The 20,825-nt window shown below is 73.8% G+C and carries 16 protein-coding genes; 9 read left to right on the top strand and 7 right to left on the bottom strand.

Features of this window, described 5'->3' with window-relative positions; genetic code table 11:
* Positions 1-84: 84 nt before the first annotated feature.
* Positions 85-2,982: an AAA family ATPase gene (locus tag ACGFIE_RS07435; RefSeq protein WP_393292071.1), complete on the bottom strand. Its 2,898-nt coding sequence runs from the start codon at positions 2,980-2,982 to the stop codon at positions 85-87.
* Between the two features lie 193 nt (positions 2,983-3,175).
* Between ACGFIE_RS07435 and ACGFIE_RS07430 the strand changes: the two genes are divergently transcribed.
* Positions 3,176-5,584 carry an AAA family ATPase gene (locus ACGFIE_RS07430; protein WP_393292069.1) on the top strand — a complete coding sequence of 803 codons (2,409 nt, stop codon included), beginning with the start codon at positions 3,176-3,178 and terminating at the stop codon, positions 5,582-5,584.
* Between the two features lie 67 nt (positions 5,585-5,651).
* Here the strand turns inward: ACGFIE_RS07430 and ACGFIE_RS07425 are convergent, their stop codons facing one another.
* Positions 5,652-6,470 (bottom strand): class I SAM-dependent methyltransferase, encoded by an 819-nt coding sequence (locus ACGFIE_RS07425; protein ID WP_393292067.1) that lies wholly within the window; start codon positions 6,468-6,470, stop codon positions 5,652-5,654.
* Positions 6,471-6,580: 110 nt separating this feature from the next.
* Between ACGFIE_RS07425 and ACGFIE_RS07420 the strand changes: the two genes are divergently transcribed.
* Entirely contained in the window at positions 6,581-9,862 is a 3,282-nt protein-coding gene (locus ACGFIE_RS07420) for a BTAD domain-containing putative transcriptional regulator (protein ID WP_393292064.1), read from the top strand.
* 85 nt (positions 9,863-9,947) lie between these two features.
* Positions 9,948-10,637, top strand: a complete 690-nt coding sequence (locus ACGFIE_RS07415) for a hemerythrin domain-containing protein (RefSeq protein WP_393292062.1) — start codon at positions 9,948-9,950, stop codon at positions 10,635-10,637.
* A gap of 79 nt (positions 10,638-10,716) precedes the next feature.
* Here the strand turns inward: ACGFIE_RS07415 and ACGFIE_RS07410 are convergent, their stop codons facing one another.
* From ACGFIE_RS07410 to paaK, 5 genes are all read right to left on the bottom strand, one after another.
* The gene (locus tag ACGFIE_RS07410) at positions 10,717-11,700 is read right to left on the bottom strand and encodes a zinc-dependent alcohol dehydrogenase family protein (RefSeq protein WP_393292059.1); all 984 of its coding nucleotides are present in this window, start codon (positions 11,698-11,700) and stop codon (positions 10,717-10,719) included.
* 130 nt (positions 11,701-11,830) lie between these two features.
* Positions 11,831-12,412 carry a TetR/AcrR family transcriptional regulator gene (locus ACGFIE_RS07405; RefSeq protein WP_393292056.1) on the bottom strand — a complete coding sequence of 194 codons (582 nt, stop codon included), beginning with the start codon at positions 12,410-12,412 and terminating at the stop codon, positions 11,831-11,833.
* A 52-nt stretch (positions 12,413-12,464) separates the two neighbouring features.
* The gene (locus ACGFIE_RS07400; RefSeq protein ID WP_393292054.1) at positions 12,465-13,031 is read right to left on the bottom strand and encodes a dienelactone hydrolase family protein; all 567 of its coding nucleotides are present in this window, start codon (positions 13,029-13,031) and stop codon (positions 12,465-12,467) included.
* Positions 13,032-13,084: 53 nt separating this feature from the next.
* Positions 13,085-14,191, bottom strand: a complete 1,107-nt coding sequence (locus tag ACGFIE_RS07395) for a nucleotide disphospho-sugar-binding domain-containing protein (RefSeq protein WP_393292052.1) — start codon at positions 14,189-14,191, stop codon at positions 13,085-13,087.
* 62 nt (positions 14,192-14,253) lie between these two features.
* Positions 14,254-15,561 (bottom strand): phenylacetate--CoA ligase PaaK, encoded by a 1,308-nt coding sequence (paaK, locus tag ACGFIE_RS07390; RefSeq protein ID WP_393292050.1) that lies wholly within the window; start codon positions 15,559-15,561, stop codon positions 14,254-14,256.
* Positions 15,562-15,768: 207 nt separating this feature from the next.
* Between paaK and ACGFIE_RS07385 the strand changes: the two genes are divergently transcribed.
* From ACGFIE_RS07385 to ACGFIE_RS07360, 6 genes are all read left to right on the top strand, one after another.
* Positions 15,769-16,527 carry a class I SAM-dependent methyltransferase gene (locus ACGFIE_RS07385; RefSeq protein ID WP_393292048.1) on the top strand — a complete coding sequence of 253 codons (759 nt, stop codon included), beginning with the start codon at positions 15,769-15,771 and terminating at the stop codon, positions 16,525-16,527.
* A gap of 28 nt (positions 16,528-16,555) precedes the next feature.
* Positions 16,556-17,035, top strand: coding sequence for a fluoride efflux transporter FluC (locus ACGFIE_RS07380; RefSeq protein ID WP_393292046.1), 480 nt, complete (start codon positions 16,556-16,558; stop codon positions 17,033-17,035).
* Positions 17,032-17,394, top strand: coding sequence for a fluoride efflux transporter CrcB (gene crcB, locus ACGFIE_RS07375; protein WP_393292044.1), 363 nt, complete (start codon positions 17,032-17,034; stop codon positions 17,392-17,394). Before ACGFIE_RS07380 ends, crcB begins: the two co-directional genes overlap by 4 nt.
* Before the next feature lie 78 nt (positions 17,395-17,472).
* A complete protein-coding gene (locus tag ACGFIE_RS07370; protein ID WP_357411821.1) occupies positions 17,473-17,997 on the top strand; it encodes a PadR family transcriptional regulator in 525 nt (174 codons plus the stop codon).
* Positions 17,994-18,674: an ABC transporter ATP-binding protein gene (locus ACGFIE_RS07365; RefSeq protein ID WP_393292042.1), complete on the top strand. Its 681-nt coding sequence runs from the start codon at positions 17,994-17,996 to the stop codon at positions 18,672-18,674. Before ACGFIE_RS07370 ends, ACGFIE_RS07365 begins: the two co-directional genes overlap by 4 nt.
* Positions 18,671-20,824: an FtsX-like permease family protein gene (locus ACGFIE_RS07360; RefSeq protein WP_393292040.1), complete on the top strand. Its 2,154-nt coding sequence runs from the start codon at positions 18,671-18,673 to the stop codon at positions 20,822-20,824. Before ACGFIE_RS07365 ends, ACGFIE_RS07360 begins: the two co-directional genes overlap by 4 nt.
* Position 20,825 lies beyond the last annotated feature (1 nt).

Below are 20,825 nucleotides of genomic sequence, written 5' to 3'. Positions count from 1 at the left end.
AGCCTCTCAGCCGAGAGCCACCGCCGGGATCAGTAGAACGACGTATCCCGGCGCGCACACGCGCCGGGATACGTATCGGGAAGGTCAGCCGCGGGAGTTGCGCAGCATGATCGCGCTGGCCTGGACGCGGGTGCGGACCTGGAGCTTGTCGAAGATGTGCGACACGTGCACGCCGATGGTCCGCTCGCTGATGAACAGGCGCTGCCCGATCTCCCGGTTGGTCAACCCCTCCGCGACGAGCGCGAGCACCTCCCGCTCCCGCGCGGTGAGAGCCGCCAACTCGTCGTCGACCGGCTCGGCCGACGCGGCGGCGCGCGCGCCGTCGGCGTCGCGCTCCTCCAGCGACACCCGGGCCCGTCCCGCCAGCTCACGGATCTCCGAGGTCAACGGCACCGCGCCCAACCCCTGCGCCACCCGGTACGCCTCCCGCAGCAGCTTGCCGGCGGTGGCGATCCGACTGCGCCTGGCCAGCAGCGCCTCGGCCTGCCGCAACCGGGAGTACGCCGCCGGATAGGGGTGGTTGCGGCGTTCCCACTCGGCGACCGAGGTGGCCCACAGCTCCGGGTCGCTGCCGTCGAGGCGGCTCACCTCCGCGGCGCACAGGGCCAGGAAGCCCTCCACCACCGACCGCACCGGTCGGGCCGCTCCGGCGCTCTTGCGGGCCATCCGGTCGGCGACGTCCCGCAGCCGGCGTACGGCCGTCGGGTCCACGTCCACGGTGCGGCTGGCGTGCGCCTCCGCCTCGGCGCGCAGCCCGTGCCAGACCAGAGCGGAAAGGATCATCACGTCGTCGGAGCGGCTCTCGGTGAGGCCACGCTGGACCGCCAGCCGCGCCACGTCGTGCCGGCCCTCCCACATCGCCAGCCCGGAACGCAGGGTGAGCAGCGGAATCACGTGGCGTGCCCCACCGCCGGCGAGCAGGGTCGCCACCGCGTCGAGGTCCCGACCGGCGGCCTCGATGTCGCCGTAGCCCACCGAGAGTCGGCAGCGAGCCAGTAGCAGCTCGACGGCGTCCGCCCCGGACGGTCGGTGCCGCAGCGCTGCGGCGACCACCTTCTCCGCCTCGGCCCACTGCCCCACCCGGAACAGCCCGTTGATGGCGATGGCCAGCAGTCGTGTGCCCCAGGTGCGGCCAAGCCCCAGCTCGGCCACCCGCTCGGCGCCCCTCCGTGCCACCACCACGCCCTCTTCGAGGATGTTCAGCGGCCCGGTCAACAGCTCCGCCAGGTGCAGGTAGGCGCAGGCGACGTCCTCGGGCTGGCCGGCACGCTCGGCGGTGTCGAGGGCCTGGCGCATCACGGCCAGCCCGGCGTCGGGGTCCTCCAGAAAGGCGTCGCTGAAGCCCAGCGCCGAGCTGGCCAGCACGACCTCGGTGGCGGAACCCTCCACGTTCTCGGCCAGCGCCAGCGCCTCCCGGGCGCGCCGGCCCGCGTCGGCGTACCGACCCAGGTGCAGTAGCAGCTCGGCGAGCCGCGCGGCGGCGGAGGCCCGGTCCCGCGCGGAGCAGTCCGACGCCTCCAGCGCCCGCTCGTACTCCTCCTCGGCCAGCGCCGAGCGGCCGGCGGCGGCCAGGTACCGTGCCCGGCGGATGTGCAGCGCGCAGCTCGGGGCGCCGCCGCGCACCGCGACCAGCTCCTCCAGCAGGGCCAACGCGCGGACGTGCTCGCCGCAGTGGTGGGCCGCCTCGGCGGCGTTACCGAGCAGCTCGGTGCGGTCCACCTCCACCGACCCGGAGTCGCCGGCCAGCTGCAACGCCACCGACCAGTGCCGGTGCGCCTCGGCGTAACCGTGCAGCCGTTCGGCCTCCTGCGCGGCGGCCACCGCCGCCGGCAACGCCCGCGCCGGGTCGCCGGCCAGCCGCCAGTGATGCGCCAGCCGGGCCTGGTGCAGCTCACCCGGCGCGGCGGTCAGCGCCTCGGCGTAGCGGCGGTGCAGCCCGGAGCGCTCGGCCGGCAACAGTTCGTGCGCCAGCACCTCGGCGACGAGGCGGTGCCGCAGCCGGTAACCGTCGTCGGCGCCGACCAGCAGCCGGTGCGCGACCGCGGCGCGCGCGGCGTCGATCAGCTCGTCCTCCGGCAGCCGTAACACCTCGGCCAGCAGCCAGTGCTGCACGGGTTCGACGCCCGCGGCCACGGCGTGCACCACCGCGTGCGCGTGCTGCGGCAGCGCGTCGACCCGGTCGAGGAAGATCTCGCGCAGCGTCTCGGACAGGCCGTCCCGGCCCTCGCGCAGGTCGCGGGCCAACTCCTCGATGACGAACGGGTTGCCGCCGCTGCGCTGCCACACCTGCTCGGCCGCGTCGGGCGGGAGCGCCCGGCCGACCACCGCGGCGGCGAGTTGCTCGGTGTCGGCGCGGTCCAGCGGGGACAGGTCGAGCACCCGGACCGTCCGCAGCCGGCGCAGTTCGGTGAGCACCCGACGCAGCGGGTGCGCGCCCTGCAACGACTCGGCCCGCACCGCCGCCAGCACCGAGAGCTGAAGGTCACCGAGACCGGCCAGCAGGTAGAGCAGCAGCTGTCGGGTGCTGCGGTCGACCCACTGGAGGTCGTCCAGGATCAGCACCAGCGGTCGCCCCTCGGCGATCAGGTGCAGCCCTCGGGAGACGCGTTCCAGCAGGGCGCCCGCGCCGTCCGGGCCGCCCGTCTCGTCGGCGAACATCTGCAACAGCCCGCGCACCGCCGACGAGGTGCGGGCCTGCGACGCGGACAGGTCCGCGTCGAAACGCCGCAGCGCCTGCAGCAACGGGTGCAGCGGCGAGGCGTCGCCGATGTCCAGGCAACTGCCGGTCAGCACCAATGCGCCCTGGTCGCGCAATCGGGCACCGATCTCGCCGAGCAGGCGGGTCTTGCCCACACCGCTCTCACCGGTCAGGAAGACGGCGGCCGTCTGCCCCTGTGCCACGTCACCGAGCAGCGCCGACCGAACCGTCTGCACCAGCTCGGCCCGGCCCACGAGCGGTGCGGTGTCCACATCGCTGGCCATGGGACGCAGCCTAATCACACGCCCCCGTACCGTTCTACGGCCATCTGCCGCTTGTGGTACTCCTCGCGTCGACATTGCGACTAATGGTGGCGAGTGGCCGACATACGTCGTTCTGCCGATCCCCCGTCAGCCCAGGAATGCCAATCTCCGAGGGTCGTCAGCCACCAGCGGGGGAAGGGCCGGTGCGCAACCCATGATCACTTTTGTCGCCGACACGCAGCGGACCAACCGCCCACACTGGCCGGTGCCCGAGGAGAGACGCACCGTCACCGTGCTCTTCGCCGACATCGTCGGCTCCACCGCGCTTGTCGACCGGCTCGATCCGGAGGACGTCCGCGCGCTGCAACGGGCGTACTTCGACACGGTCGCCGCCGTGCTGCGCCGCTGGCACGGAGTGGTCGAGAAGTACGTCGGCGACGCGGTGATGGCACTGTTCGGCGCGCGGCACTCCGACGGCTTCGACGCGTACCGGGCGGTGCGGGCGGGGCTGGAGATCCAGGCCGCGCTGGATCGCCGGCCGATCCTCGGTGACATCACCCTGCGGGTGCGCGTCGGAATAGCCACCGGCGAGGCGGTGGTCGACCTGGGCGGCGCCGTCAGCGGCGGCCACGGCGTGGCCAGCGGCGCGGTGATCACCACCGCGGCCCGCCTGCAGGAGTACGCCGCTCCCGGCGCCGTCGCGCTGTGCGCCGCCACCGCACGGGCCACCGCCGGTCTCATCACGCAGCGTCAACTGGCGCCGGTGCCGGTCGCCGGTCGGGTGCCGCCGATGCCGGTGTGGCACGCCGCCGGCCTGGCGCGACCGGGCACCGAGCGGCACGACGGTCCACTGATCGGGCGCCGCCGCGAGCTGGCCAGCATCACCGACCAGGTCACCCGGGCGCTGCACGAGCGCGAACCGCGCTGGGTGTCCCTGGTCGGCCCGAGCGGCAGCGGCCGCAGCCGACTGCTGCACGAGCTGGCCCGGGGGCTGCGCACGATAAACGGGATCCCGGTGCGCTGGTGCGTGGTGGGCTGCCCGCCGTACCCCGACCAGGTGCTCGCGCCGGTCGCCGAACTGGTCCGCGGTGTCGTCGGCATCCGCCACGGTGACGGCCCGGCGATGGTCCGCGACCGCCTCACCGACGCTCTGACACCGCTGTACCGGCCGAGCCGGGTCGCGGCGGCGGTGGCTGCGCTGCAGTCGCTGCTGACCACCCCCGACGGTTCGGCCGAGGCGCTGGCCGGCGCGGCGGTCTGCCGGGACGCGCTGCTGCGCATGGCCGCCCACCGGCCGCTCGTCGTCGCCGTGGACGACGTGGACCGCGCCGCGCCGGCCGTGAGCCGCTTCCTGCACGCGCTGTTCACCGCGGCGGCCGTGCGCGGATTGCCACTGGCGGTGCTCACCGTGCATCAGCCGCAGTGGGCCGACACCCGACCCGGCCCGGCTCACCGGGTGCCGATCCGTCCCCTGGCCACGGTGCAGTCCGGGCGGCTGCTGCGCCAGCTCCTGACCCGCGCCGGGCAGACGGTGTCCCTGGTCGACAGGCTGCTGCCGCTGGTGGGCGGCCGACCGGGGCACGCCGCCGCTTACGTGGCGGCGATCGTGAGAGGCGCGGACCCGACGGCGCTGCCCGACGCGGTACGCCGCCACACCGGTGCCGAGCTGGACCGGCTCGACGGTGAGCGCCGGGCGGTGCTGATGGCCGCCGGCACCCTCGGCGGCGTGCTGTCCGGCGCGGCCATCGACCGGGCGCTCGGCTGGACGCCGGGGCGGTCCGCTCCGCTGCTGCGCGCCCTCGTCGCCGCCGGGGTGCTGCGACAGGCCCACGCCCGCGGGTACGCGTTCGTCGCGCCGGCGCTGCGCCAGGTCGCCGCCGAACGGCTTCCGCGCGCGCTGCGCGCCGTGTTCGCCCGACGGGCCGCCGTGTCCCCGCCCGGCACCGCGCACTCCGGCGTCGACCGACGCACCCTGCTCCGGCGCAACGCCGCTCGGCCCACCGTCCGCGCGGCCACCGACCGTGCCGCCACCACGCTCGCCGCCACCAATCGTGCCGCCACCGTTCACGATGGCGCCGTAGCGGTCGGTGCCAGTGCGGTCGGCGCCGTAGGAGCCGGCGCCGCAGCGGTCGGCGCCGCAGCGGTCGGCGCCGCAGCGGTCGGCGCCGCAGCGGTCGGCGCCGCAGCGGTCGGCGCCGCAGCGGTCGGCGCCGGAGCCAGAGCCGGAGGGGTCAGCGCCGTAGCGGTCAGCGCCGCTGGTGGCTGGTCGGCGAGGCCGGCCGAGGTGGTCCGCCTCGACGCGGTTCGCGCCCGGGTCGGCGGCCCCGACGCGCGCTTCGTCGCGCCGCCCTCCGGCGCCACCGGCCCGGCCTGGCGACACCGACGCGTCCACACCCCCACGATGGCCACCCCACCAGCCGCGCCGACGCGCGGGAGTGACGCTCCACCCGTCCCGCGCCGACTCCGAGCGGTCGCGTTGGCCGACGTCCCGCCTACCGCCAGGAGCGATCAGCCGCCCACCGTCGTCGACCGGCCGCTGCCGTCGATCGTCGCGACCGGCACGCGTGTCGTTTCCCGTCCACCGTCGAGTCACCGGCCGGAGGGTCTGGCCGCCTCGGCCTGAGGGCGAGGCGGCCCGGCGTCGACCACTGACGCGTCGGGCAATCTCGACGGTGCGGGGTGCCAGCGCGCTACGGCACGGACGCCGAGGCCAGCAGCGCGGCGGTGGGCAGCGCCAGCAGGCCGTCCGCGTCGCGGTAGGCGGCGGTCAGCTCGTCGTACGCCTCACGGACGCGGGCGATCACCGCCGGCGGCTGGCTCTCCAACAGCAGCCCGGGCCTGCTGATGCCGTTCGCCGGGCCGCTCCACCACGCGTCGGGGTCGGTGCGATGCACCCAGGTGATCGTCTCGCACCGCACGTCGTCGAGGCCGGCGGCGTCGAGCAGGCCGGCCAACCCGTCGACGGTACGGGGGAAGTCCCGGCCCGCGTCCACCGCCGGCACGGCGGTCGAGAATTCGACCCCGGCGGCGGCGAATACCTCACCCCAGAGACGCTGCGCCCGAGGTGGAGGGTGCGGCCACGTCGTCACGGCGATGCGACCGGTGGACCGCACCACCCGTCGGAGCTCGGTGATCGCGGCCGCCGGGTCGCCCACGTGGTTGATGACGAAGTTCGCCACGGCCGCGTCGAACCGCCCGGAGTCGAACGGGAGACGGGGCAGCGCCGCGAGGCGGACCTCCTCGGCGGACGGGAGCCGGCTACCCGCCAGGGCGACCATGCTGGGCTCCGCGTCCACGGCCACCACACGGGCGCCGCGCGCGCACGCCAGCCCGGCCACGGTCCCGGAACCGGTGCCGACGTCGAGCACCCGGGTTCCGGCGTCGACGTCGGCGGCGTCCAGCAGCACCGGGGCGGGATGGGCGCACAGCAGCGCGAAACTGCCGTCGTACGCCATCGCCCGCCCGGCCCAGCGCGACCGCTCGTGGTCGTCGAAGGTCGTGGTGGTCATCGCCGCACCCCCGCAGAGGATCATGATGGTGACGCCACGGTATCGCCCCGTCAGGGGTCCCGGCGAGATCGCGAAACCCCCAGACGCCTGTGACTAGGATTGTCGCAGTCATGCTGTTACGGGTGCTCGGGCCGCTCGAGGTCGAGGTCGACACAGGCGGGCCGGTCGACCTCGGTGGCCCCCGCCAACGCGCCGTGCTCGCGCTGCTGCTGGCGGCCCGGGGCGAGGTCGTCTCCGTCGGCCGGATGATCGAGGAGCTGTGGCGGGGGGACGCGCCGCCCCGGGCGATCGTCTCCCTCCAGGCGTACGTCTCGCACCTGCGCCGCGTGGTCGAGCCGGCCCGCGAGCGCCGCGCGCCGGCGCGGGTCCTGGTCACCGTGCCGCCCGGGTACGCGCTCCGGGTGCCCGCCGACGCCCTGGACGCCGGTCGGTTCGAGACGCTGCTGGCCGAGGCCCGCGCGGTGAGCCTCGCCGACCCGGAGCGCGCCCGCCCCCTGCTGCGCGCCGCGCTCGACCTGTGGCGCGGTCCCGCGTACGCCGAATTCGCCGCTGAGCCGTGGGCGCAGTCGGAGATGCTGCGGCTGGAGGAGCTGCGTCTCGTCGCCCGGGAGTTGCTGCTCGACGTGACAGTGCGCTGCGGCGACGCGGCCGAGGCGGTGCCCGAGGCGGAGCTGCTGACCCGGCAGGCGCCGCTGCGGGAGGAGACCTGGCGGCTGCTGGCGTTGGCGTTGTGGCGTACCGGTCGGCAGGGGGACGCGCTCGCCGCGCTGCGGCGGGCGCGGGCGACCCTGGCGGACCAGCTCGGCCTGGACCCGGGCCCGGCACTGGTCGAGGTGGAGTCCGCGATCCTGGGTCAGCGCCTCGACCTGCTCCCACCGGTGGTCGCGGCGGCGCGCGTCGATCGACAGGCGTCGGAGGAGGTGTTCGTCGGGCGGGAGGCCGAGCTGGCCGATCTTCGGCAGGCGGCCGCCGAGGCGGAGGTGAACGGGCCGCGCGTGGCGCTGCTCGGCGGGGAGGCCGGCGCCGGCAAGACCAGCCTGCTCGCCCGGTTCCGGGAGGAGCTGGACGCCCGCGGCTGGCTGGTCACCCTCGGTCGCTGCCCCGAGGTCGAGGGCGCCCCGCCGGCCTGGGCGTGGGTCGAGGCGCTGCGGCAGCTCGCCGCGCAGGCGCCGCCGGGTGATCTCGCGGCGGCGCTCGCCCCGCTGCTCGACGAGGGCGCCGGCGAGGCGGGCGGCGACGTCACCGCCGGCCGGTTCCGGCTGCACCGTGCCGTCGCTGCCTGGCTGACCGCCGCGGCGGTCGACAGACCCGTCGCCGTCGTCCTCGACGACCTGCACGCCGCGGACGCTGAGACGCTGCTGCTGTTGCACAGCGTGACCGAGATGACCGCCGGCGCCCTGCTGTTCGTCGCGGCGTTGCGGCCCGCCGACAACCCGGAACGGCTCGCCGACACCATGGCCGTCCTGGCCCGCCGGTCCCCCCACCGGATCCAGCTGGGCGGTCTGACGACGTCCGAGGTCGAACGGCTGCTCGGCGCGCTGGCCCGGACCACAGTCGACCCGCAGACGGTCACCGCGCTTGCCGAACGCACCGGCGGCAACCCCTTCTACGTCCGGGAGTCGGCGCGGCTGCTCGCCGCCGAGGGCACCCTCGTCGCCACCTCCGACGTGCCCGAAGGGGTACGCGACGTGCTGCGTCGGCGGCTCTCCCGCCTGCCGTCGTCGGCGGTCTCGGTGCTGCGCCTCACCGCTGCCGTCGGGCGGGAGGCGGACGTGCGGACACTTGTCGACGCCGCCGGCACCGACGAGGGCGCCGTCCTGCACGCGCTGGAAGCCGGGCTGAGCGCCGGCCTGCTCACCGAACCGGCGCCGGGGCGGGTGCGGTTCGTGCACGGCCTGGTCTGCGACACCATCTACACCGACCTACCGAAGCTGCGCCGCACCGGCCTGCACGCTCGGATCGCCGCCGCCACCCGTCGACTGCGCCCCGACGACTACCCGGCCCTGGCCCACCACTACGTCCGCGCCGCGTCGACCGACACCGCGCCGCTCGCCGTCGACTACGCCGTGCGCGCCGCGGAGCTGGCGGAGCGACGGTACGCGTACGACGCCGCGATCGAGCTGCTCGGCAACGCCGTCGAGGCCGCCGCGTCGGTGCCCGGGGACCGCGCCGCGCTGCAGGTCGACCTGCTGGGCCGGCTGCTGCGCGCCCAGGCCCGGGCCGGCGCGGTGGCCGCCGCCCAGCAGACCCGCACCCGGGCCGTCGACATCGCCATCGCGTCGAACCGGGACGAACTGCTGATCGCCGCGTTCACCGCGTGGACCGTCCCCAGCCCGTGGCTGAGACACGAGTACGGCGCGGTGGACCACACGGTCGTCGAACTGCTCACCCGGCTGCTGCGCGCCGACGACCTCGACCCGGTCACCCGCTGCCGACTGCTCGACGCGCTCGCCACCGAGCTGGACGGCGAGGCGGACCCTCGCGGTGCGGCGGCCGGGCGGGAGGCCCTGACGATCTCCCGAGGGCTCGACGATCCCGAGTTGCGCGCCCTCGGGCTGGCGGCCCGGCTGCGCACCATGAGCTACGAGTCGCAGGCGCCGCAGCGCCGGGAGCTGGCACTGGAGCTGCGTGACCTCGCCGACGAACACGGGCTGGTGAGCTACCAGTGGGTCGCCGAGCAGGTGCTCGGCCACGCCGCCGCGGCGCTCAACGAGCCGGCGGAGTTGCGGGCGAGTGTCGCCCGGCAGGGGCGGCTGGCCCAGACGTACCAGCTGAACGAGGCCCAGGTGCTGCACCTGTGCTCACTCGCCGTGCTCGCGCACATCGCCGGCGACTTCGCGGCCGCGCGGCGGCACTACGACGAGGTCGCCGCGCAGATGCGGCGGCAGGGTTCGCTGCACGCCGAGGCGTTCCACTACTTCGCCGTGGGGACGCTGCTGATCAGCCAGGGGCGCTTCGGCGAGCACGTGGAGGCGACCCGGCGGGTCCGCGGGCTGCTGGGACCGATCGTTGACGACCTGCTGGCGTTGGCGCTGATCAGCAGCGGACGGGTGGACGAGGCGCGGGCGATGCCGATCGGCAGGCACACCTACCGCCCGGACTACTTCGAGTCGGCGCTGCTGAGCGTGCGCGCGATGGTCATCGTGGCGCTGGGTCGACGGGACCTGGCGCAGCCTGTAATCGACGCGTTACTACCGGTTCGTGACCAACTGGCCGGTTTCTCCACCACGGCGGCCGTGGTGCGGCCGGTCGCGCTGACGCTCGGGGAGCTGTTCCGCCTGGTGGACCGCCCCGAGGAGGCGGCGCGGCACTTCCGGCTGGCGGCCAGCGTGGCGTGCCGGTGGAAGTCGCCGCACTGGCTGGCCGAGGCGACGGCGGCGCTGGCCAACTGAGCGCCCCTCGGGTTTCCAAGCCGGTTCCAAGTGGCGACACACATGATCGACGTGTTTGACCCACTAGGCCCTCGGAAAGGTCACCGTGAACCAGAACCACCAGGAAGCCATGGCCGACGTCCGCGACATGTACATGGTGCACATCCTGTTCCGTCGCGAGTTCGGCCTGCTTCCCCAGCTCGTCCGGGGCGTACGACCGGGTGACGTGAAGCGCGCGGAGGTCGTGGGCGCCCACGCCGCGCTCATGTGCCAGCAACTGCACCTGCACCACGAGGGCGAGGACATCTTCCTGTGGCCGCTGCTCGCCGAGCGCGGCGGGGCCGAGGCGGCCGCCGTCGTGCCCACCATGCAGGCACAGCACCACGCCATCGAGGAGGCGTACGAGGCGGTGGTCGCCCTGCTGCCCGACTGGCGGCGGACCGGGCGTGACGGCGCCGAGGTGGCCGACGCGCTGGAGCGGCTGCGCGCCGCGGCGACGGAGCACATGGCCATGGAGGAGGCCGAGATCCTGCCGCTGGCGCAGCGGTACGTCACCGCTGCGGAGTGGGCGAAGCTCGGCGAGCACGGGTTGCGGGACACCCCGAAGAAGCACCTGCCGCTGACCTTCGGCATGGCGATGTACGAGGGCGACCCCGAGGTGATCAAGGCGGTGCTCGCGCACGCCCCGCTGCCGGCGCGGCTGCTCATGCCGGTCCTGGCACCCCGGTTGTACGCGACGCACGCCAAGCGCGTCCACGGCACCGCCACTCCCCCGCGCATCGGCGCCACCCGCTGAGTCGAGGAGATCGTGGACAGTTCCCGTTCGTGAATGACGGAGACTGTCCACGATCCCGCCCCGACGACACCGCAAACCGTCACTCGACGTCGATCACGATCTTGCCGGTGCTGACGCCGCTCTCCACGGCGGCATGGGCGTCGGCCACGGTGGCCAGGGTGAACCGCCGGGGGTCGACGATCGGCTGCACCGCTCCCTCGTCGGCCAGGGCGGCGGTTTCGCGCAGAATCTCTCCGTGGTGCTCGCGTCCCTGACCGGTAAGCATCGGCAGCAGAGCGAAGACCCCCGAGTAGGTGGCTCCACGGAAGGACAGCGGCGCGAGGCTGTGGGTGCCCCAGCCCAGAACGCTGACGACGTGCCCGGTGTAGGTGCGGACCGCACTGAAGGACAGGTCGAGATTGACGCCACCGATGGTGTCGAGAACCACGTCGAAGCCCTCGCCGCCGGTGTACTCGCTGACATAGTCCCCGACCACCGCGCTGGTGCGGTCGATCGGGGTCGCACCGAGACGAGCGATGGCATCCAGGCTTCGGGGCGATCCGGTGGCGAAGACCTCGGCGCCCCGGGCGCGGGCGAACTGGATGGCGATCTGCCCGACGCCGCCCGCGCCCCCGTGCACCAGGACGCGCTGACCCGCGCCGACCCGAGCCCGGTCCACCAGCCCCTCCCAGGCGGTGATGGCGGCCAGCGGCAGGGCCGCCGCCTCACGCAGACTCAGCGACTCCGGTTTGCGGGCGAGCAACCGGGCGTCCACGGCCGCGTACTCGGCGAGCGATCCTTGCAGGTCACCGACACCACCGGTCAGTCCGTACACCTCGTCGCCGGGTTCGAAGCCAGTGACCCCCGGGCCGACCTCCGCCACGACGCCGGCCAGGTCCAGGCCGAGTACGGCCGGCGGATTGTGCCGGGCGTGGGCGGCCTTGCCGGCTCGGATCTTGATGTCCAGCGGGTTGACACCGCTCGCCGCGACCCGGACCAGCACCTGGCCCGGGCCGGGGGCCGGCGTCTCGACCTCCGTGAGGACGAGTGGGCCGCCGAATTCCCTGAGCACCACCGCACGCATGTCGTTACCTCGCTTCCTCTGTGCTGATGCCCACATTCGTCGGTTTCATCCCTATCTCCTCCCAGACTTATCTTGAGCGTTAGTTACAGAATTGAGGTGCCAAAACGGACCGAACCGGCCCCGGGACCGGTCAGTCCAGACAGGTCAGCGCGACCTCCGCGGAGCGCATCAGGGTGGCGCGGTCGGGGTTGATCCCGCCCATCACCCGCAGGCCCTGGAGGCTGGTCACCAGGAAGACGGCGAGGTCGGTGGCGCTGCGCTCGGGCGGGATCTGACCGCGCAGCTGCCCCTCGGCGAGCACGTCGAAGAGGGCAGACTCCAGAGATCGGGTCGTCGCCCGGAGCCGCTCGGCGACCCGCAGGTCGTCGCGGGCCCGCTCGACAGTGGCGCCGACGATCAGACATGCCAGGCGTTTCCCGTCCCGAGCGATCTCATCCACCGCGGCGACGAAGACCTCGCGGATCACCTCCCGGGCGTCGTTGCCCGAGCGCAGCATGTCGATCAGTGGCACCGCGTACTGCTGCCGGTAGAGGTCGAGCGCGGCCAGGTACAACCCTTCCTTGCTGCCGAAGGCGGCATAGATCGAGCCGCTGCCCAGGCCGGTCGCCCTGCTCAGGTCACGGATCGAGGTCCCCTCGTAGCCGTTGCGCCGGAACGCCTCCATGGCAGCGGCCACCGCCGCGTCAAGGTCGAACTCCCGGGTACGAGCCATGCGCCCACCCTACGAGCCAACTGGAACGATCGCCAAAGAATCGTGCCGACGCTCACTCCGGGTCAAGGAAGGCGAGCACCCGCGACCAGGCCATCTCGGCGGCGTCCGGGGCGTACTCGGCGAGGTCCGGGTCGGTGAACAGGTGCCCGGCGCCGGGATAGCGGAACACGGTCAGGTCGGCGCCGGCGTCGGTCATCGCCGCCTGCCACTCGTCGACCTCGTCCGGCGCGTCGTACGGGTCCGGGTCGGCGAGGTGCAGCTGCACCGGCAGTCCGGCCCGTGCCGCGTCCGGCGCACCACCGGTGCCGTGCAGCAGGAGCAGGCCGGCGGCGTCGGGGCGCTCGGCGAGCAGCGCCCCGGCGACGCCCGCGCCCATCGAGAAACCGGCGAGGACCGTCTGCGGCGGCAGGTCGCGAAGCGCCGCCCGGGCCCGGTCGAGCACCACCTCGTGGCCGATCTTGTCGAGCAGCGCGAAGCCCTCCTCGACACTGTCGGCGGCCGGGACGCCGTACAGATCAGGGGCGGTGACCCGGTGCCCGGCGGCGCGCAACCGGTCGGCGGCGGCGCGAACTGCGGGCCGCAGACCGTACACGGAGTGGAACAGCACGACGTGTCGCATCGGGCCATCCTCCCGCAGCCGGGCACGGGCCCGGCCGTGACGCGCGGGGCGGATCAGACCAGCGCCGCCAGCCGGGCCACCAGGGCCGTCGGCGGTGGCATCGCGGCGATCTCCTGGCTGACCTGCGCGGCGGCCGTGCGCAGGCTCTCGTCGGTGAGCAGCCGGGTCAGCGTCTGCGCGGTGATGTCGGCCGGACGCAGCGCGAGGCCGGCACCCCGGCCGGCCACCAGCTCGGCGTTGTGCCGCCGGTCCCCCGGACCCACGGTGGCCAGTTGCGGCAGGCCGGCGGCGAGGGCGCCGAGAACGCTGCCCGCCCCGCCGTGGTGCACAAGCGCGGCGCTCGCCGGCAGCGCCTCGTCGAGCGGGATCCAGTCGACCACCCGGACGTTGCCGGGCAGCGAACGAGCCGAGCGCTCGTCGGGCCGCACCAGCACGATCTCGGCGTCCACCTGGGCCGCCGCGGCCACCACGGCGGGCATCGGCCCCCGGTCGCCGGGGCCGGTCAGGGTGCTGCGGGTGACCAGGATCCGGGGGCGCTCGCCCGGCTCGCGCAGCCAGGCCGGCAGCTCACCGCCGCCCACGTAGGACGTGTAGCGCATCGGCCAGCCGTGCTGGGTGGCCACACTGGGCGGGGCCACGGCGAGGGCGGCGGCGGGTGGTGGCAGCTCCATGAGGCCGTGCCGGCGCAGCGCGGCGCCGAGCTGCGCGGTGGTCGCGCCGACCAGATCCCGGCCGTCGAACAGGGCGTTCTCCTGGCGTACGGCCGGCACGCCGAGCCGTGCGGCCGCCACCGCGCCGGCGACCGCGAACGGCTCGTGCACCACCAGATCCGGACGCCACTCGGTGGCCAGCGCGACGACCGGGTCGGTGAGCTGGTCGTTGAGCGCGCCGAAGAGCAGGCCGGCGCCCCGGGTGCCGGCGGTGCCGGCCATCTCGGCGCGCGCGATCAGCGGATGGCGGAAAAAGACCCGCCGCGCGATCCGGCCGAAGTCGAAGCCCGGCGCGACGTCGTGCACGACCAGACCGGCGTCGGCGGCGGCCATCGCGCCACCACCGGTGGCGACCAGCACGTCGTGGCCGGCGTCGCGCAGCGCGACGGCGAGTGGCACCAGGGGAAAGACGTGCCCGACGAGCGGGGCGGAAACCACCAGCACGCGCATGGGGCGGATCCTATGTCGACGCCGCTGGGCGCGCTGACCCATTGACAGCGGGCCGAGGGCCGTCAGTCGGCCCGTCGCCTGTCGACGATGCGGCGCATCTTGCCCATCGACCGTTCCACCGAGTCCGGGTCGAGCACGTCCACCGTGACGCTCACCCCGATGGTGTTCTTCACCAGCTCGGCCACTGTCGCGCCGGCCCGCTCGGCGGCGTCCACGGCGACCCCGACGCGCCGCTCCACCCGTACGGTGAGGGTGTCCAGCCGACCCTGCCGGTCGAGGACGCACTGGAAGTGCGGCGACAGCTGCGGCGTACGCAGGATCAGCTCCTCGATCTGCGTCGGGAAGATGTTCACCCCGCGCAGGATCATCATGTCGTCGGACCGGCCGGTGATCTTCTCGATCCGGCGCATCGGCCGCGCGGTGCCGGGCAGCAGCCGGGTGAGGTCCCGGGTGCGGTAGCGCACGACAGGCATCGCCTCCTTGGTGAGCGAGGTGAGCACCAGCTCGCCCCGCTCGCCGTCGGGCAGCACCGCCCCGGTGACCGGGTCGATGATCTCCGGGTAGAAGTGGTCCTCCCAGAGGTGCAGCCCGTCCTTGGTCTCGACGCACTCGGTGGCCACGCCGGGGCCCATCACCTCGGAGAGCCCGTAGATGTCGACCGCGTGGATGTCCAGCTGCTGCTCGATCTCGCGGCGCATGTCCTCGGTCCACGGCTCGGCGCCGAAGATACCCACCCGCAGTGACGTGGCGCGCGGGTCGATGCCCTGGCGGCGCATCTCGTCGACGATGGCCAGGAGGTAGCTGGGCGTGACCATGATGACCTCGGGCTCGAAGTCGCGGATCAGCAGCACCTGCCGTTCGGTCATGCCGCCCGAGACGGGGATGACAGTGCAGCCCAGTTCCTCGGCCCCGTAGTGGGCGCCCAGGCCGCCGGTGAAGAGCCCGTAGCCGTACGCGACGTGCACCCGGTCGCCGGGACGCCCGCCGGAGGCGCGGATGGACCGGGCCATCAGCCGGGCCCAGGTCCGCAGGTCGTCGCGGGTGTAGCCGACGACTGTGGGTCGGCCGGTGGTACCGGAGGAGGCGTGCAGGCGGGCGACCTGCTCCCGGGGTACGGCGAACATGCCGAACGGGTAGTTGTCGCGCAGCTCCGCCTTGCCGGTGAACGGGAAGCGTGCCAGGTCGTCGAGGTCCCGGCAGTCGTCGGGGTGCACCCCGGAGGCGTCGAACGCCCGACGGTAGTGCGGCACATTGTCGTACGCGTGCCGCAACGACCACCGCAGCCGTTCGCGTTGCAGGGCGCGCAGCTCGTCGATGTCGGCGCGCTCGATCGGCTCCAGCTCTTCCGGACGAGGGGTGCGGTCCTGCATCGCCTGCCTCCTTGCGCGACGGTCCCGGTGCGGGCTGCGGGTACCGTACGCCGGCCGTCGACCGGAGGCGCGAGGTGAGGGGCGCCGGGTCGGGCGGGTTGCCCGACCCGGCGTCGCTCCGATCATCGCCCCGCCATCATCCTGCAATTGCAAAAGATGTGCAACAAGGTCTGGACCCCGTCCGGTCAGGTAACTAGCCTGGGTGTCATGAGTCCTTACATCACGGATCCGTCGGCATGGCAGGAGAGCTGGGACCGCCAGCAGGAGGCCTACCTGCCGGACCGGGAACACCGCCTCGCCACCATGCTCGACGCCGTTGACGCGGTCCTCGACGGCCGACCCCCGCGCCTGCTCGACCTGGCCGGCGGCACCGGCACCATCTCGCTGCGGACGCTGGCGCGCTTCCCCGACGCCGAGCTGACGTTGGTGGACCTCGACCCGGCGCTGCTCGCCATCGCCGGCGCCTCGCTGGCCGGGCGGGCCACCATCGTCACCGCCGACCTCGCCACTCCCGACTGGCGCTCGGCGCTCCCCCACTCCGAGTACGACGCCGTCCTCACCGCCACCGCCCTGCACTGGCTGCCGGCCGACCGGCTCGGCGTGCTCTACGCCGAGCTGCACGACGTGCTGCGGCCGGGTGGGATCTTCGTCAACGCCGACCACATGCCCGACGACACGCTGCCGGAGTTGACCAAGCGCCTGCTGGACCGGGCGCGGGACCGGCGCAACGCCCGCTACGCCGCCGGCTCGGTGCTCTCGTGGTCGGACTGGTGGGACCGGGCCGCCGCCGACCCGGCGCTCGCCCCACTGGTGGCCCAGCGGCACGCCATCTACCCGACCGGGCACAGCCCGGAGTGGAACCCGCCGGTCTCCTGGCACCTCGCCGCGCTCCGCGAGGCCGGGTTCGGCGAGGTCGGCACGGTGTGGCGCGGCGGCCCGGACGCCGCCGTCGCGGCGGTGCGCTGACCAGCACCCGTGCTGGTAGGAAGGACTCGTGTCAGAGCCCTTCGAACCGCGTACCGACCCCGACGTCGACAGGCATGTCCCCGCCGACCGGCGGGAGTTGACCGCCCGTCCCGTGACGGTGCTGGCCACGATCGCGGCCGGCGGGGTCCTCGGCGCGCTGGGCCGGGCCGGCCTGCAGCACGCCGCTCCGCACACGCCTACCGGTTTTCCCTGGGCGACGTTCGGCATCAACGTGTCCGGCTGCCTGCTGATCGGCGTGTTGATGGCGACGCTCGGGCACCTCGGCGGCGGGCATCCGCTGGTCCGCCCGTTCCTCGGGGTCGGGGTGCTCGGCGGCTTCACCACGTTCTCCACCTACGCGGTGGACATCCAGCAGGCGCTCGTGGCGGGCGCACCGGGCACCGCGTCGGCGTACCTGGCCGCGACGGTGCTCGGGGCGCTCGTCGCGGTCGGGCTGGGCGACGCCCTCACCACCGGCGTGCTGCGACGTGGGACGGCGGCCCGATGAGCGTGCTGCTCATCGCGCTGGGAGCGGCCGTCGGCGCACCGCTGCGCTATCTCACCGACCGGGCCGTGCAGTCCCGGCACGACTCGGTGTTCCCCTGGGGCACGCTCACCGTCAACGTGGTCGGCTCGCTACTGCTCGGCGTGCTCGTCGGGTTACCGAGCAGCCCGGCGGCCACCGCGCTGCTCGGCACCGGGTTCTGCGGGGCGCTGACCACCTACTCCACCTTCAGCTACGAGACGCTGCGCCTGACCCGGGGCGGTCACCGCCTCCTCGCGCTGGCCAATGTCGTGGGCAGCGTCGCCGCCGGGCTCGCGGCGGCCGCCGCCGGCTACACCCTGGCCCGCGTCCTGGCCGGCTGACCTGCGAAGGTGATGCCCCAAGCCGGGAACACACCGGGGGTATATACGCGAGGTATACGCCGGGTGTAGTCTCTTGGCATGAGCGTGCCACTGACCCTTCTCGGCCTCCTCGAACGGGAGCCCAGCCACGGCTACGACCTGAAGCGCGACTACGACGCCTTCTTCGGCCGGGGCAAGCCACTGCCGTTCGGCCAGGTCTACTCCACCCTCAGCCGCCTGGCCCGCGACGGCAAGGTGGTGATCAGCGACGTCGCGCCCGGCTCCGGCCCCGACCGCAAGCGCTACGTCATCACCGACGTGGGCGCCACCGAGGTCGAGCAGTGGCTCACGCAGCCGGTCGACCCGGAGCCGCACCTGCAGACGGTGCTCTTCGCCAAGGTCGTGCTCGCGCTGATGCTCGACCGTCCCGCCGCGGACTACCTCGACACCCAGCGCAGCGCGCACCTGCACCGGATGCGCGAGCTGACCGAGATCAAGCGCGCCGGCAGCCTCGTCGACGCCCTGCTGGCCGACCACGGCCTGTACCACCTGGAGGCGGACCTCCGGTGGATCGAGATGACCAGCGCCCGCCTGGACGCCCTGCGCAAGGAGGTACGGCGATGACCGTCGTGATCGAGGCCCGCGACGTGGAGTTCGCCTTCGGCCAGACGCCAGCCCTGCGCGGCGCGAGCGTCGCCGTGGACGCGGGCGAGATCCTGGCCATCATGGGCCCCAGCGGGTCGGGCAAGTCCACCCTGCTGCACTGCCTGGCCGGCATCCTCGTGCCCGACTCCGGCGAGATCCTCTTCGACGGGATCCGGGTCGACGCCTTGGCCGAGACCCAGCGCAGCAGCCTGCGCCGGGACCGGTTCGGCTTCGTGTTCCAGTTCGGCCAGCTCGTGCCCGAGCTCACCGCGGTGGAGAACGTCGCTCTCCCCCTGCTGCTCAGCGGCGTCCGCCGCACCCAGGCGCTCACGAAGGCGTACGCCTGGTTCGCGCGCCTCGGCCTGGACGGCCTGGAGCAGCGGCGCTCGGGTGAGCTGTCCGGCGGGCAGGCGCAACGCGTCGCCCTCGCCCGCGGCCTGGTCGCCGAGCCGCAGGTGCTCTTCGCCGACGAGCCGACCGGCGCGCTGGACTCGCTCACCGGCGAACAGGTGATGGACCTGCTTGTCGACGCCGCCCGCGAGCAGGGCACCACTGTCATCCTGGTGACCCACGAGCCCCGGATCGCCGCGTACGCCGACCGCGAGGTCATGGTCCGCGACGGGCGCGTCAACGCGCCGGACCGGATCGCCTCATGATCCGCTTCGGGCTCCGCCTCGCCGTGGCCGGCGGCCGGGAGGCGCTCACCCGCCTGCTCGTCATCGCCGCCGCCGTCGCGATCGGCAGCGGGCTGCTGCTGACCACCCTGGCCGGGGTCAACGCGGTGAACGCCCAGCTCACCCGGTACGCCTCGATGTATCCCAACGCCTCGGCCGGCGACGCCGACCCGCTGTGGTGGTCGACCCGGTTCGACTACTTCCACGGCAGGCAGATCGTTCGGATCGACGTCGCCGCGACCGGCTCTACCTCGCCCACCCCGGTCGGTGTCCCGACCATCCCTGGTCCCGGCGAGTTCTACGCCTCGCCCGCGTTGCGCGACCTGCTGGCCGCCCACCCGACGGACCAACTGGGCGACCGCTACCCGGGGCGGGATCTCGGCACTGTGGGTCAGGCCGCGCTGACGTCGCCGGACACCCTGCTCGTCATCGCCGGCGGCACGCCCGACCAGGTCGCCAAGCTACCCGCCGCGAAGCAGGTCACAAGCGTCGGCGACACCCCCGCCCTCCCCGAGACCACTGTGGACCTCATCCTGGGGGTGGTCGCCGGCGGGCTGCTGTTCCCGGTGCTGATCTTCATCGGCACGGCCACAAGGCTCAGCGCGGCCCGCCGGGAGCAGCGTTTCGCCGCGATGCGCCTGGTCGGCGCGACGCCTCGGCAGATCTCGATGGTCGCCGCCGTGGAGGCGACCGCCGCCGCCGTCGCCGGAACCGCCGTCGGCTTCGGCCTGTTCTACGCCTTCCGCGATCCGCTCGCGGGCATCCCGTTCACCGGCATGCCGTTCTTCCCCAATGACATGTCGCTGGGCGTACTGAACGTCCTACTCGTGGCGCTCGGCGTACCGGCCGGCGCGGCGGTGGCGGCCCAGGTCTCGCTGCGCCGCGTACGGATCTCCCCGCTGGGCGTCACCCGCCGGGTCACCCCCCGCGTCCCGAGCGCGTACCGGCTGATCCCGGCCCTGCTCGGTGTCGCGGTGCTGTTCTTCGCCGTCGGCTTCAAGCCGGAAACGTCCGACGGCCAGACCGCGATCTTCCTGCCCGGGCTGCTGCTCATCATGGCCGGCCTGGTCTTCGCCGGCCCGTGGCTGACGATGGTCGGCGCCCGCGTCCTGGCGCGGTACGCCAACCGCCCGGCCACGCTCATCGCCGCGCGTCGCCTCGCCGACAACCCGAAGGCCGGCTTCCGGGCGATCAGCGGCATCATGCTCGCGCTCTTCGTCACGAGCGTGGCCGTCGGCGTGATCACCACGATCATCGCCAACCGGGGTCCAGCACCGGTCGGCTCGACCGAGGCGGGACAGGTGTCTCTCTACCTTCCTGACGATGCACCGGCGGCGCCCGACACGCTCTTCACCGGGCTTCGCTCGATCACCGGCGTGCGGTCCGCGACCGCGGTGCGCGAGAACCCGGACAGGATGAACACCAGCGAGCCCGGCCTGATCGCGTGTACCGAGATCCCCAGCGCGTACGGCCGGTGCGCTGACGGTGCCACCGTCGCCGAGGTCGCGACGGGCCTCATCCCCTTCCGGGAGTCGGCGTCGTCCGCCCGGGTCTGGCCCGCCGCGTCGGTCCCACTCGGCGATCTTCAACGGCTCCCGGTGATGTCGATCGTCGTCGACACGGACGGTTCGGCCACCGCCATCGAGCGCACCCGCACCGTGCTGGAGGTCGCCTTCCCGACCTTCTGGGTCGGGCCGAACGTGCCCGGCGACTTCGAGTCGGACTTCGCCGACACGCTGCGCGGCTGGGAACAACTGGCAAACGTCGTCATCATCGCCAGCCTCGCCCTCGGCGGGTGCAGCCTCGCGGTGAGCGTCATCGGCGGTCTGACCGAGCGCCGACGACCGTTCAGCCTGCTACGCCTCAGCGGCGCGCCGGTGCGCGTCCTACGCCGGGTGGTGGCGCTGGAGAGCGCGGTGCCGATGCTCGCCGTCGCGGCCGTCGCCATCGGGATGGGCCTGCTCGCCGCGCACCTGTTCCTGCGGGCACAGATGCACTACACGCTCGTCGCGCCGGAGCCGCGCTTCTACGTGATCGTCGTCGTCGGGCTGGTCGCCTGCCTCGGCGTCATCGCCTCCACGATGCCGCTGCTGGAGCGCATCACCGGGCCGGAGACCGCCCGCAGCGAGTAGT

This window comes from Micromonospora sp. NPDC049275 (assembly GCF_043197115.1).
Classification (GTDB): Bacteria; Actinomycetota; Actinomycetes; order Mycobacteriales; family Micromonosporaceae; genus Micromonospora.
This window is presented reverse-complemented; position numbering and strand designations above follow the sequence as displayed.